Below are 11484 nucleotides of genomic sequence, written 5' to 3'. Positions count from 1 at the left end.
CGGTCGCGGGGCGCTGGCGGTGAACGGTCTCGTCCTTATGCACCTCGCCCAACGCCGCCCAGGTCTGTTCGGCAAAGCGCAGCGCCGCTTCGTGGCGGCTGTCGCAGGCGATCCACTGGCGCAGCTCGGCCTGCTCCTGGTCGGTCAGGGCACCGGCGTGCAGGCGCACCGCCCACTCGGCGGCCTCCTCGGTAATGCTGTGCTGTTGCGGACCCTGGCTATTCACGTGTGAATCTCGAATTTTTCGTTATATGACGCTGTGACGTCTGAGCTGAGGTTTTTCCGTAATTCATTCGTCGGCTGGCTCCACCTCGCCGTCCTGCAAGCGCTGCATCACATATGCCAGCGCCTTGGCCAGGTGCTTTTGCACGGAGCTGTCGGAGATATCCAAATGCCGGGCGACCTGGGCGTGGGTCATGCCCTCTATACGGTTCAGACGGAAGATCTGCTGGGTGCGTTCCGGCAATTCCGCCAACGCCTGCTTCAATGCCTGTCGCTGTTGCTGCGCCATTGCCTGAGCCTCCAACCCGGCCACTTCATCTTCAATCTCGGCCAGCGCCTCATGGGGCACGGAGTCTGTCTTGCGCCGCGCTTCCTGGCGAATATGGTCGATCAGCAGATTGCTCGCCGTTCGATAGAGATAGCCCTGGGAGTTGTCGATACGCTCGCCGGCGGGTTTTTCCGCCAGGCGCAGGAAGCTCTCCTGCACCAGGTCGGCCGCCAACTGCGGGTCCCGTACCTTGCGCGCCAGATACCCGCGCAGGGTATCGGCGTGCTTGAGAAACAGGCCTTTGAGATCCACGTCCGACAAACCGACTCCCTGGAATGTAAAGGAAACAGGCGGGCATCTTAAGCGTTGTCGAGAATGATTTTCAATTGATATCTAATCTGATTCGAGCGCCGGACACGTCTGATTAACGGTTCGGTAATCGAACACATCTGCCGTCATCAATTGACCAAATTAACTAACCAGTACATTTTATCCCCACAACCAACAAGAACTGTGGAGATCCCCCGTATGCCGCCCATCGTGTTGGTGCTCAACGGCCCCAACCTCAACCTGCTCGGCACCCGCGAGCCTGCGACCTACGGCCACGAAACCCTGGCCGACGTCGCTGCCCTGTGCGGCCGCAGCGCCGAACAACTGGGGCTCAAAATCGAATTCCGCCAGACCAACCACGAAGGCGAACTGCTGGACTGGATCCACGGCGCCCGCGCCCGCTGCGCCGGTATCGTGATCAACCCGGCAGCCTGGACCCACACCTCGGTGGCGATTCGCGATGCCCTGGTGGCCAGTGAAGTGCCGGTGATCGAGGTGCACTTATCCAATGTGCATGCGCGCGAGGCGTTTCGGCATCACTCGTTTGTGTCGCCCATCGCCAAGGCGGTGCTCGCGGGCTTTGGCAGCCATGGCTACCACTTGGCCCTGGAACATTTCAGCCAGTTGTTGAAGGGGTCGGCCCGATGAAACCGCGCATCCTCGCCGGCCTGATCGGCGCCGGCATCCAGGCTTCCCGCACCCCTGCGCTGCATGAGCAGGAAGGCGACGCCCAAGGCTTGCGCTACCTGTATCGCCTGATTGACCTTGAGCCCCTGCACCTGGACATCAACGCCCTGCCCGACCTGCTGGAGGCTGCCGAGTTGATGCACTTCACCGGGTTGAACATTACTTACCCGTGCAAGCAGGCAATCCTGCCGTTGCTCGATGATTTGTCCGACGAGGCCCGAGGCATCGGCGCGGTCAACACCGTGGTGTTCAAGGACGGCAAGCGCATCGGCCATAACACCGACTGCCTGGGATTTGCCGAAGGCTTTCGCCGCAACCTCAACGATGTGCCGCGCCAACGCGTGGTGCAGATGGGCGCGGGCGGTGCCGGCGCAGCGGTGGCACATGCGCTATTGGCAGAAGGTGTGGAACACTTGAGTATTTTCGACGTGGACGCCAGCCGCGCCCGCGACCTTGTGGATAACCTCGCCCAGCGTTTCGGCGCCGGCCGCGCCCAGGTCGGCACCCACCTTGAAAACGCCATGGCCGAAGCCGATGGCTTGGTCAACACCACGCCCATGGGCATGGCCAAGCTGCCCGGCACACCGGTGCCCGCGGCCCTGCTGAGAGCCGAACTGTGGGTGGCTGAAATTGTGTACTTCCCGCTGGAAACCGAACTGCTGCGCGATGCCCGCGCCTTGGGCTGCCGCACCCTGGATGGCGGCAACATGGCGGTGTTCCAGGCGGTGAAGGCGTTTGAGTTGTTCAGTGGCGAGGTGCCGGATGCGCAGCGGATGCTCGCGCACTTCAAGAGCATGAACAGCTGAAATGTGGGAGGGGGGGGCAAGCGCCCTCCCCCATTGGGTCAGGCGGTGTACTCAGGCCTGCAGGTAGCGCAGCACCGATTCGCAAATCATCTCGCGATGCCGTTGTTTAACCGCCTCATCCGACAGGTCGATCTGAAAGATCTCACTGAACGTATGGCGGTTGGACACCCGGTAAAAGCTGAATGAGTTGATCAGCAGGTGCACGTCCAACGGTTCCAGCCCTTCGCGAAACAGCCCCATCTCGGCGCCCCGGCGCAACGTCACCCCTAGCCCCTCGAGGATTTTGCTGTTCATCGCCTTGATGGTTTCGGTGCGTTTCACGTACTCGGCATTGTGGATATTTTCGATGCTGACGATTCGCACGAAATCGACGTTCTGATCGTGGTGATCGAAGGTGAACTCCACCAGCCGCCGGATCGCCTCACGCGGTTCCAGGGCGGTGAGGTTCATCCGCGTTTCGGTGTTGCGAATATCGCCGTAGAGCTTCTCCAGCACCTCGACGTACAACTGCTCCTTGCTGCCGAAGTAGTAATAGATCATGCGTTTGGAGGTATGGATGCGCTCGGCGATGGCATCCACGCGAGCGCCGGACAGGCCCTGCTGAACAAACTCGACGATGGCTTCCTGGAGAATGTTCTCGCGGGTCTTTTCCGGGTTGTTCTTACGACTCTTGCGCGGTGCGTCTGACACCGCGGGGAGTTCGGGACTTGAGGTCATGGTGCGCTCACGGCCATTTTTATTGTGCAGGCCGCGATTATGGGCCGAGGCGTCTTACGAAGGAAGCACCTGGCCCACCGTTATAAACGCGCCTGGCGCACCGCGCCGCTGCGGGATTTGGCCATCGCCGCCAGGCGCACCGCTACGTTGGCCGCGCCGTAGCCGGCGTAACCGTTCTTGCGTTGGATGATCTCGAAGAAAAACCGTCCTTCGAAGGGCTCGGTGTACACATGAAACAACTCACCGCCCTGGGCGTCACGGTCGTACAACACGTTGTAGTACGCCAGTTCGCTGAGGAACTCATCATCGAAATCAAAGCGCGCGGCCAGGTCATCGTAGTAGTTGAGCGGAATATCCAGCAGCGGCACCCCGGCCTCCTTGGCACGGCGCACTTCGGCAAAAATATCCGCGCAGTCAAAGGCAATGTGATGCACACCCGAGCCGCGATAGCTCGACAGCGCGTGGGAAATCGCGGTGTTGCGGTTCTCGGAAATATTCAGCGGCAAGCGAATCGAGCTGCAACGGCTGCGCAGCGCACGGCTCTTCACCAGGCCGTAAGGGTCGGGCAGCACCACTTCGTCATCGGCTTCGAAATCCAGCAGGCTCTTGTAGAACAGCACCCAGCTGTCGAGGCTGTCGGCCGGCAAGGCCATGGCCATATGGTCGATGCGCAGCAAACCACCGCCGGCAGCGCTGGACGCTTGCAGATTGAAGTCGGTGTCGTAGATCCCCCCCTCACTCTGATCCACCAGGTAAATCAGGCTACCGTCCGGCGCACGTACTGCCGCCAGCTCCAACTCGTTGGGCCCGACCAGGCCGCGATAGGGCTGGCCCTTGTAGGCCACCGCCCGTTCCAGGGCCTTGGCGCTGTCCTTGACCCGAATCGCCGTGGCGCACAACGACGGCCCATGGGCCTCGAAAAAGTTATGCGCGAAGGAATAGGGTTCGCAGTTGAGGATCAGGTTGATGTCGCCCTGGCGCAGCAGGCTCACGCTCTTGGAGCGGTGCTGGCCGGCCTTGACGAAACCCAGGCGTTCCAGCCAATGGGTGAGCTTGGCGCCGAGGTTTTCATCCACGGCGAACTCAAGGAACTCAATACCGTCGTATTCGCTGGCCGCCGGGGTATCAAACAGAATCTCGACAGGTTGCGCGGGGGCCTCCTGTTGCAGGCGCTCGCGGGTTTTCTCTTCCAGGTACAGCAGGGAGCGCAGGCCATCCGCCGCATTCGCGCGGGTTGGGGCGGCGCGAAAGCCATCGTTGAAAATTTCCAGGGACAACGGCCCGGTGTAGCCGCTCTTGATGATCGGCGCGAGGAACCCCGCCAAGTCGAATTCACCCTGGCCGGGGAAGCAGCGAAAATGCCGGCTCCACTCCAGCACATCCATGGCCAGGATCGGCGCGTCGGCCATTTGCACAAAGAAGATCTTGTCGCCGGGGATCTGCGCGATGGCACTCGGGTCGCCCTTGAGCGACAGCGTGTGGAAGCTGTCGAGCAACACCCCAAGGCTCGGGTGATCGACCTGGCGCACCAGGTTCCACACCTGCTGCCAGGTGTTCACATGCTTGCCCCAGGCCAACGCTTCATAACCAATGCGCAGGCCGCGACGGCCGGCGTGTTCGGCCAACAGGCCGAGGTCGTCGAGCAGGATGCGTTCATCCCCGACGCAATCGGCCGAAGCGTTACTGCACACCAGCACCAGGTCGGTGCCCAGTTCCTGCATCAGGTCGAACTTGCGCTCGGCGCGCTCCAGGTTGCGCGCCAAGCGATCGCGGCGGCAGCCTTCAAAGTCGCGAAACGGCTGGAACAAGGTGATGGCAATGCCGAGGTCGGCGCACATCTGCCTAACTTCCCGAGGGCTGCCGTCGTAATACAACAGGTCGTTCTCGAAGATCTCAACCCCATCGAACCCGGCGGCGGCAATGGCTTCGAGCTTCTCCGGCAGGGTACCGCTCAAAGACACGGTGGCGATGGAACGTTGCATGGGTGACTCCCGGCAATTGTTGTTTATGGCAAATTATTCGCCCCCAGACTACCCGCAGCAATTAAAATGTACGAACCGGTTAGTTTTTGGTGCGATTATCGAACACTAAGCCTCTTTGGCGAATTGACGATTTTTTAGCCACTGCGCACCATCAATCACGCAGCGACACCCAAAAGAAGACCCACAACACCTCATAAAAATTTCAAAAAACGGGTACAACCACATGCCTTCGCAAAATTCCGCCCTGGCCGCGCGCCCGGGCACCCCGCACGCCGGCATCGGCGACAAGATCCGCGGCGCCATGGCCGTGGGTAAAACCCGCTGGGGCATGCTGGCCCTGGTGTTCTTCGCCACCACCCTCAACTACATCGACCGCGCCGCCCTGGGCGTGATGCAACCGATCCTGGCCAAGGAAATGAGCTGGACGGCGATGGACTACGCCAACATCAACTTCTGGTTCCAGGTCGGCTACGCCATCGGCTTCGTGCTGCAAGGCCGACTCATCGACCGCGTGGGCGTCAAGCGCGTGTTCTTCTGCGCCGTACTGTTGTGGAGCCTGGCCACTGGCGCCCATGGCTTGGCCACTTCGGCGGTCGGTTTTATGGTCTGCCGCTTTATCCTCGGGCTGACCGAAGCCGCCAACTACCCGGCCTGCGTGAAGACCACCCGCCTGTGGTTCCCCGCCGGTGAGCGTGCGGTGGCCACCGGTATCTTCAACGCCGGTACCAACGTCGGCGCGATGATGACGCCGATGCTGCTGCCGTTGATCCTGCATGTGTGGGGCTGGCAGGCTGCGTTCCTGTGCATGGCGTCGCTGGGCGCGATCTGGCTGGTGTTCTGGGGCTTGAAGTACTACAACCCGGAAGACCACCCGAGCGTTAAACAATCCGAACTGGACTACGTGCAACGGGAAGTCGAACCGGAACAACCCGGCGTACCGTTCAGCCGCATCCTGCGCATGCGCGGCACCTGGGCCTTTGCCATCGCTTATGCACTCACCGCACCGGTGTTCTGGTTCTACCTGTATTGGCTGCCGCCGTTCCTGAACCAGCAATACAACCTGGGCATCAACGTGACCCAGATGGGTATCCCGCTGATCATCATCTATCTGACCGCCGACTTCGGCAGTGTGGGCGGGGGGATTCTGTCTTCGTTCCTGATCGGTCGGGGGATGAACTCGATCAAGGCGCGGTTGCTGTCAATGCTGCTGTTTGCCTGCTGCATCGTCGGCGTGATCATGGCGGCCGGTTCCAGCCAGCTGTGGGTCGCGGTGTTTGCCATTTCCCTGGCCATCGGTGCGCACCAGGCGTGGACCGCCAACATCTGGAGCCTGGTGATGGACTACACGCCCAAGCACATGATGAGTACGGTGTTCGGTTTCGGCGGCATGTGTGCGGCCATCGGCGGCATGTTCATGACCCAGATCGTCGGCCACATCCTCACCGTGACCAACAACAACTACACCGTGTTGTTCACCCTGATCCCGGCGATGTACTTCATTGCGCTGACCTGGATGTACTTCATGGCACCGCGCAAGATTCCGACCGTAGACGCCTGATCACCTGCGCCGCTGCTGCCAGGCAGCGGCCAGACCGCTCATGCAGATCACCCCGATGCCGACCACCGTGGTCACATCGGGGGTATGGTTGAACACCAGCCAGCCCAACAACCCCGCGAAGACGATCTGGCAATAGCCGAACGGCGCCAGCAAGGCCGGTGCCGCGAAGCGAAACGCCTGGGTCAGCATCAAGTGCGCGGTCATCCCACAGGTGCCCAGCGCCAGCATCAACACGCCATGCCACAGCGTGGGAACCTGCCAGAAGAACGGCACCATCGCACTCATCACCAAGGTATTGCACAGCCCGGCGAAGAAGTTGCTGGTGGTGGGCGTGTCGTATTGGCTGAGGATGCGCGTAAGCAGTTGGTAGAAGCAGAAGAACAGCGCCGAGCACAGCGGCAGTAACACCGCGGGCGTGAACAACTCACCGCCTGGGTGAATGATCACCAGCACGCCGACGAAACCGCAGATCACCGCCAGCCATTGGCCGCGTGTCACGTGTTCGCCAAGCAGCGGCACCGACAGTGCCGTCACCAGGATCGGCGCGAGGAAGTTCACCGCCGTGGCTTCCGCCAACGGGATGTAATGCAGCGCCGTGGTGAAAAACAGGCTGGTGCCCAACAGGCACAAGGCCCGCACCACCTGCATCCCCGGGCGTTTACTGCGCAGCACGCGCAGCCCTGATTGCGGCAGGAAAATCCCGGCCATCAGCAAGGTGTGCACCACGTAGCGCACCCACACCACCATCACGATCGGGTAGAACCCGGCCAGGTATTTGGACAAGGCATCGTGGCTGGAGAACAGGAATGTCGCCAACACGATCAGCAAAATGCCTTTGAAAGGATGGTTGACGCCGGAAAGGGGGGTGCTGACAGTCATGGAATTCTCTTGCGTGGCGAGCGGAACGCTGAGCACTGAACGAAACAGCGCTCAACCCGGTAATCTAGCAGCCGGGCTGGCGCCTGCCCCAAGAGCATAACCAAACACCGGGCGAACAGCGCACTAAATCACTGGATTCGAGTCCAACGCAGCACCTTAGCCTGCGCATTGCATACTTTTTAACCAAGGCCTTGCCGCGATGAAAAAAATTCTTTTTGTTCTTTCTGCCCTTGCCCTGCTGACCGCCTGCAACCAGGCGTCCACGCCAGCGCCCAAACCTGCGCCGCCTTCCGTGCAGGCCACCCTGGTACCCGAAACCCCGCCCACGGATAAATGGGTCGGCAAATGGATCGGCGTCGAAGGCCTGCACCTGACCATCGTCAAGGACGACAGCGTCGGCCGTGGCCATTACCTCCTGACCATGCAATACGGCCTCGACGCCGACGACTCGGGCACCTTCAAGGGTGAAGCGGCCGAAGACGGCATCGCCTTCACCCGTCCGGACGGCCCGCAACTCCTACGCGCCGGCGACGGAGAAGCGACCGGGCTGAAATGGCTGGCGGACAAAAAAGACTGCCTGATCGTCGCCACCGGCGAAGGCTATTGCCGTTAATACCGACCATACTCAATCACGGTTAGCACACAGAGGATTGCCCCATGCTATGGAAAAAAGGCCGACGCAGCGACAACGTGGTGGATGCCCGCGATGACAGTGGCGGCGGCGGTGGCGGGATGCGCTTTGGCGGCGGCAAGGGCCTGAGCCTGACCGCGATTGTGCTGATCGTCGGCATCGGCTGGCTGACCGGCCAGGACCCGATGCAGATCCTCGGCCAGTTGACCGGCCAGATGGAACAGGCGCCCTCGGTGAGTACGCAGTCACGCCAGGCGCCGCCGGCCAACGATGAGCAAGCCGACTTCGTACGCGCGGTGCTGGGCGATACCGAAGACACCTGGGGCCAGGTGTTCAAGGAAAACGGCCTGGTCTACAAAAACCCGAAACTGATCCTGTTCCGTGGCCGGGTCAATTCCGCCTGTGGTGGCGCCACCTCGGCCAGCGGCCCGTTCTATTGCCCGGCGGATCAGCAGGTTTATCTGGACCTGGATTTCTTCCGGGAAATGTCCCAACGCTTCCAGGCGGCCGGCGATTTCGCCCAGGCCTATGTGATCGCCCACGAAGTCGGGCACCACGTACAAACATTGCTGGGCATTTCGTCGAAGATCCAGGCCGCACGCCAGCAAGGCCGGCAGATGCAAGGCGACGGTGGCCTGCTGGTGCGCCAGGAGCTGCAAGCCGACTGCTTCGCCGGTGTGTGGGCCAACCGTGCGCAAAAGCGCCTGAACTGGCTGGAACCGGGCGATATTGAAGAAGCGCTGAATGCGGCCAACGCCATCGGCGATGACCGTTTGCAGCAGCAGGGCCAGGGACGCGTGGTGCCGGACTCGTTTACCCACGGCACCTCGGCACAGCGGGTGCGCTGGTTCAAGACCGGCTTCGCCCAGGGCCAGATCACTCAATGCGACACGTTCGCTGCCAAGAGCCTATAAATGAATCAACGATTGGGACTGCTGTTGGGCCTGTTGCTCATCTCATCATCCGCCTGGGCCGCCGAGCATGGCGTCAAGGTGGTCAGCCCCGAGCGTTTTCATCTGGAGGCCGGCGATCTCAGCCTCGGCCTGAGCCAGGACTGGCGCCAGCCACTGCCCGACGTCACCCGCGCGTTGATCATCGTGCACGGGCGCCTGCGTAATGCGCAGACCTACCTGCAAAGCGGAATGGATGCCGCCGAACACGCCGGCGTCGCCGCCAACACCCTGGTAATCGCGCCGCAGTTTCTGAACGGGTCCGACATGAAGCGCAACCACCTGGGCAACCAGGTGCTGCGCTGGAAGGGCAATGACTGGATGGCCGGCGACGCCTCGACCGGCCCGGGCCAGATCAGCTCTTTCGGCGCCCTCGACCAGATCATCAAGCACCTGGGCAACCGCACGCTGTTCCCGGCGCTGAAGGAAATCGTGGTCGCCGGCCATTCCGGCGGCGGCCAGGTGGTGCAGCGCTTCGCCCTCACCGGCCACGCGCACCCGACCCTGCAAACCGAGGGCATCCGCCTGCGTTATGTGGTGGCCAACCCCTCGTCCTATGCCTACTTCAGCCCACAGCGGCCGGTGAAGTTCGAGACCGCCAGTTGCCCGGGCTTCAACGCCTGGAAGTACGGCATGCAGCACCTGCCGGCCTACGCCAACGGCCAAAGCGCCGAGCAGCTGGAACAGGCCTACGTATCACGCACCATCACTTACCTGCTGGGCCAGCAGGACACCGACCCGAACCACCCGGCACTGGATAAAAGCTGCGAAGCCGAGACCCAGGGCGCGTATCGGCTGATTCGCGGGCACAACTACTTTGACTACCTCAAGCAGCGCCATCCGCAGTTGCGCCAGACGCTGGTGGAAGTGCCGGGGGTGGGGCATGACGGAGATAGGATGTTTACGTCGCCCGAGGGCCAGAAGGTACTGTTTTCCCAGCATTAACTGAAGAAACCGCACCTCCCACATTTGATCTCTATTGCCTGGCCTAAATCATCCGGCGCAGTACCGCGCAATCTGCAGCATGCCAATCCGCCAGCTCCGGCCACGGGTTCTCCGGCAGGTTGACCAACACCGTCCGCGCCCCTGCCGCCCGGCCGCAGTCCAGGTCAAAACGGTAATCGCCGACCATCACCATCTCGCTCGGCGATACATCCCACGCCGCCGCCAATTTCAACAACCCACCCGGATCGGGCTTGGGCGGCGCATCGTCGCGCCCCAGCACATCGTCCACGGCAAAGCAGTCCGCCAGGCCAATCGCCTCCAGGGTGATATGCGCCAACTCCCGCGCATTGCGGGTCAAAATGCCCAGGCGATAACCGCGCCCGGCCAGCTCGCGCACCAGTTCCACCGCACCGTCCGCCGCGACGGAGCCCAGCGCCAGCTCGCGCTCATGTTCCAGCAACCAGGCGTGCTTGGCCGCTGCGATGTCCGCCGGTAATGCGGCAAGGTGAGTGAGGATGTCGTCCTCGGGGGGAATATCCAGGGCCACGCGAATCGCCGCAAAGTCATGCACCGCCACCGTCAGGGTGCCGTCCATGTCGAACACCCAGTGCTTAACGTCCGTCAGGCTCATGCCCAATCCTTGCGATGGCGGATCAAACCTTCCTGGGTCACCGACGCCACCAGTTGCCCGGCGCGGTTGTACACGCTGCCGCGGGAGAACCCACGGGAATTGCCGGCCCATGGGCTGTCCATGGCGTACAGCAACCAGTCATCGGCACGCAGGTCGGCGTGGAACCACAACGCGTGGTCGAGGCTGGCGACCTGCATGTCTTTCTGCCAAACAGTCTTGCCGTGGGGCAGCAACGAGGTGGTCAGCAGGCCGAAGTCGGAGGCGTAGGCCAGCAGGTATTTGTGCAGCGCCGGCGTATCCGCCAGGGCACCATCGGCGCGAAACCACACGTATTTGACCGGGTCGGACGGCTGCGGGTTGAACGGGTCTTTTTCGGTGACCGGGCGCACTTCGATGGGCTTGGGGCACAGCAGCTTGTCGCGCATATGCTCGGGGATCAGGTGCGCGCGCTGCTGGGTCAGCTCCAGCTCCGACGGCAGGTTTTCCGGGCCGACCACCACGGGCATGGTGGTCTGGTGCTCGAAGCCGGCCTCGTCGTACTGGAACGAAGCGCTGCAGGTGAAGATCGGGTGGCCCTTCTGGATCGCCGTCACGCGGCGGGTGCTGAAACTGCCGCCATCGCGTACACGGTCCACCGAGTACACCACCGGCAACTTCGCATCGCCGGGGCGCAGGAAATAGCCATGCAGGGAATGCACATGCCGCGCTTCTTCGACGGTCTGGCTGGCGGCCGACAGCGACTGGCCGAGCACCTGGCCACCGAACAGTTGGCGAAAACCCAGGTCCTGGCTGCGGCCGCGAAAGAGGTTTTCCTCGATCGGCTCCAGGGTCAGCAAGTCCACCAGATCTTCCAATACTTGGCTCATAGAGCAACTCCT

At 62.0% G+C, this 11484-nt stretch carries 13 protein-coding genes; 6 read left to right on the top strand and 7 right to left on the bottom strand.

Translation table 11 applies throughout. The features are described from left to right. Together BFQ01_RS09100 and BFQ01_RS09095 are read right to left on the bottom strand one after the other, a co-directional pair. On the bottom strand, positions 1–226 hold a 226-nt coding region (locus BFQ01_RS09100), incomplete at its 3' end, for a FecR/PupR family sigma factor regulator (protein WP_141691256.1). A gap of 63 nt (positions 227–289) precedes the next feature. Next, a complete protein-coding gene (locus BFQ01_RS09095; RefSeq protein WP_065925006.1) occupies positions 290–811 on the bottom strand; it encodes an RNA polymerase sigma factor in 522 nt (173 codons plus the stop codon). Positions 812–1018: 207 nt separating this feature from the next. Between BFQ01_RS09095 and aroQ the strand changes: the two genes are divergently transcribed. Both aroQ and BFQ01_RS09085 read left to right on the top strand, forming a co-directional pair. Continuing rightward, positions 1019–1468 carry a type II 3-dehydroquinate dehydratase gene (aroQ, locus tag BFQ01_RS09090; protein WP_010206717.1) on the top strand — a complete coding sequence of 150 codons (450 nt, stop codon included), beginning with the start codon at positions 1019–1021 and terminating at the stop codon, positions 1466–1468. Beyond that, complete coding sequence (locus tag BFQ01_RS09085; protein WP_065925005.1) at positions 1465–2313, top strand: shikimate dehydrogenase; 849 nt, start codon at positions 1465–1467, stop codon at positions 2311–2313. The genes aroQ and BFQ01_RS09085 overlap by 4 nt, the downstream gene beginning before the upstream one ends. A gap of 51 nt (positions 2314–2364) precedes the next feature. Here BFQ01_RS09085 and BFQ01_RS09080 read toward each other — a convergent pair whose 3' ends face one another. Together BFQ01_RS09080 and quiC are read right to left on the bottom strand one after the other, a co-directional pair. Further along, entirely contained in the window at positions 2365–3030 is a 666-nt protein-coding gene (locus BFQ01_RS09080; RefSeq protein ID WP_027605289.1) for a TetR/AcrR family transcriptional regulator, read from the bottom strand. A gap of 80 nt (positions 3031–3110) precedes the next feature. Next, positions 3111–5012 (bottom strand): 3-dehydroshikimate dehydratase QuiC, encoded by a 1902-nt coding sequence (quiC, locus tag BFQ01_RS09075; protein WP_027605288.1) that lies wholly within the window; start codon positions 5010–5012, stop codon positions 3111–3113. Between the two features lie 223 nt (positions 5013–5235). On the opposite strand from quiC, the gene BFQ01_RS09070 reads away from it, so the two are divergent. Continuing rightward, the gene (locus tag BFQ01_RS09070) at positions 5236–6570 is read left to right on the top strand and encodes an MFS transporter (RefSeq protein ID WP_065925004.1); all 1335 of its coding nucleotides are present in this window, start codon (positions 5236–5238) and stop codon (positions 6568–6570) included. Here the strand turns inward: BFQ01_RS09070 and BFQ01_RS09065 are convergent, their stop codons facing one another. After that, positions 6571–7449, bottom strand: a complete 879-nt coding sequence (locus BFQ01_RS09065; protein ID WP_065925003.1) for a DMT family transporter — start codon at positions 7447–7449, stop codon at positions 6571–6573. A gap of 199 nt (positions 7450–7648) precedes the next feature. Between BFQ01_RS09065 and BFQ01_RS09060 the strand changes: the two genes are divergently transcribed. Genes BFQ01_RS09060 through BFQ01_RS09050 form a run of 3 tightly spaced genes read left to right on the top strand, consistent with a single transcriptional unit; the run spans position 7649 to position 9975 of the window. Continuing rightward, positions 7649–8062 carry a membrane lipoprotein lipid attachment site-containing protein gene (locus BFQ01_RS09060; RefSeq protein WP_065925002.1) on the top strand — a complete coding sequence of 138 codons (414 nt, stop codon included), beginning with the start codon at positions 7649–7651 and terminating at the stop codon, positions 8060–8062. A 44-nt stretch (positions 8063–8106) separates the two neighbouring features. Continuing rightward, a complete protein-coding gene (locus tag BFQ01_RS09055) occupies positions 8107–8994 on the top strand; it encodes a KPN_02809 family neutral zinc metallopeptidase (RefSeq protein WP_065925001.1) in 888 nt (295 codons plus the stop codon). Beyond that, the gene (locus BFQ01_RS09050; RefSeq protein ID WP_065925000.1) at positions 8995–9975 is read left to right on the top strand and encodes a hypothetical protein; all 981 of its coding nucleotides are present in this window, start codon (positions 8995–8997) and stop codon (positions 9973–9975) included. A gap of 43 nt (positions 9976–10018) precedes the next feature. Here BFQ01_RS09050 and BFQ01_RS09045 read toward each other — a convergent pair whose 3' ends face one another. Together BFQ01_RS09045 and tesB are read right to left on the bottom strand one after the other, a co-directional pair. Next, a complete protein-coding gene (locus BFQ01_RS09045) occupies positions 10019–10606 on the bottom strand; it encodes an HAD family hydrolase (RefSeq protein WP_065924999.1) in 588 nt (195 codons plus the stop codon). Then, positions 10603–11472 (bottom strand): acyl-CoA thioesterase II, encoded by an 870-nt coding sequence (tesB, locus tag BFQ01_RS09040; protein WP_027605282.1) that lies wholly within the window; start codon positions 11470–11472, stop codon positions 10603–10605. Before tesB ends, BFQ01_RS09045 begins: the two co-directional genes overlap by 4 nt. Positions 11473–11484: the final 12 nt, after the last annotated feature.

The sequence above is a fragment of the Pseudomonas sp. 8 R 14 genome (assembly GCF_900005955.1).
Classification (GTDB): domain Bacteria; phylum Pseudomonadota; class Gammaproteobacteria; order Pseudomonadales; family Pseudomonadaceae; genus Aquipseudomonas; species Aquipseudomonas marginalis.
This window is presented reverse-complemented; position numbering and strand designations above follow the sequence as displayed.

Coding starts and splice junctions, on each gene's coding strand:
- BFQ01_RS09050 (WP_065925000.1), top strand. CDS start 8,995: ATGAATCAACGATTGGGACTGCTGTTGGGCCTGTTGCTCATCTCATCA.
- BFQ01_RS09060 (WP_065925002.1), top strand. CDS start 7,649: ATGAAAAAAATTCTTTTTGTTCTTTCTGCCCTTGCCCTGCTGACCGCC.
- BFQ01_RS09055 (WP_065925001.1), top strand. CDS start 8,107: ATGCTATGGAAAAAAGGCCGACGCAGCGACAACGTGGTGGATGCCCGC.
- BFQ01_RS09070 (WP_065925004.1), top strand. CDS start 5,236: ATGCCTTCGCAAAATTCCGCCCTGGCCGCGCGCCCGGGCACCCCGCAC.
- BFQ01_RS09080 (WP_027605289.1), bottom strand. CDS start 3,030: ATGACCTCAAGTCCCGAACTCCCCGCGGTGTCAGACGCACCGCGCAAG.
- BFQ01_RS09085 (WP_065925005.1), top strand. CDS start 1,465: ATGAAACCGCGCATCCTCGCCGGCCTGATCGGCGCCGGCATCCAGGCT.
- aroQ (WP_010206717.1), top strand. CDS start 1,019: ATGCCGCCCATCGTGTTGGTGCTCAACGGCCCCAACCTCAACCTGCTC.
- tesB (WP_027605282.1), bottom strand. CDS start 11,472: ATGAGCCAAGTATTGGAAGATCTGGTGGACTTGCTGACCCTGGAGCCG.
- quiC (WP_027605288.1), bottom strand. CDS start 5,012: ATGCAACGTTCCATCGCCACCGTGTCTTTGAGCGGTACCCTGCCGGAG.
- BFQ01_RS09045 (WP_065924999.1), bottom strand. CDS start 10,606: ATGAGCCTGACGGACGTTAAGCACTGGGTGTTCGACATGGACGGCACC.
- BFQ01_RS09065 (WP_065925003.1), bottom strand. CDS start 7,449: ATGACTGTCAGCACCCCCCTTTCCGGCGTCAACCATCCTTTCAAAGGC.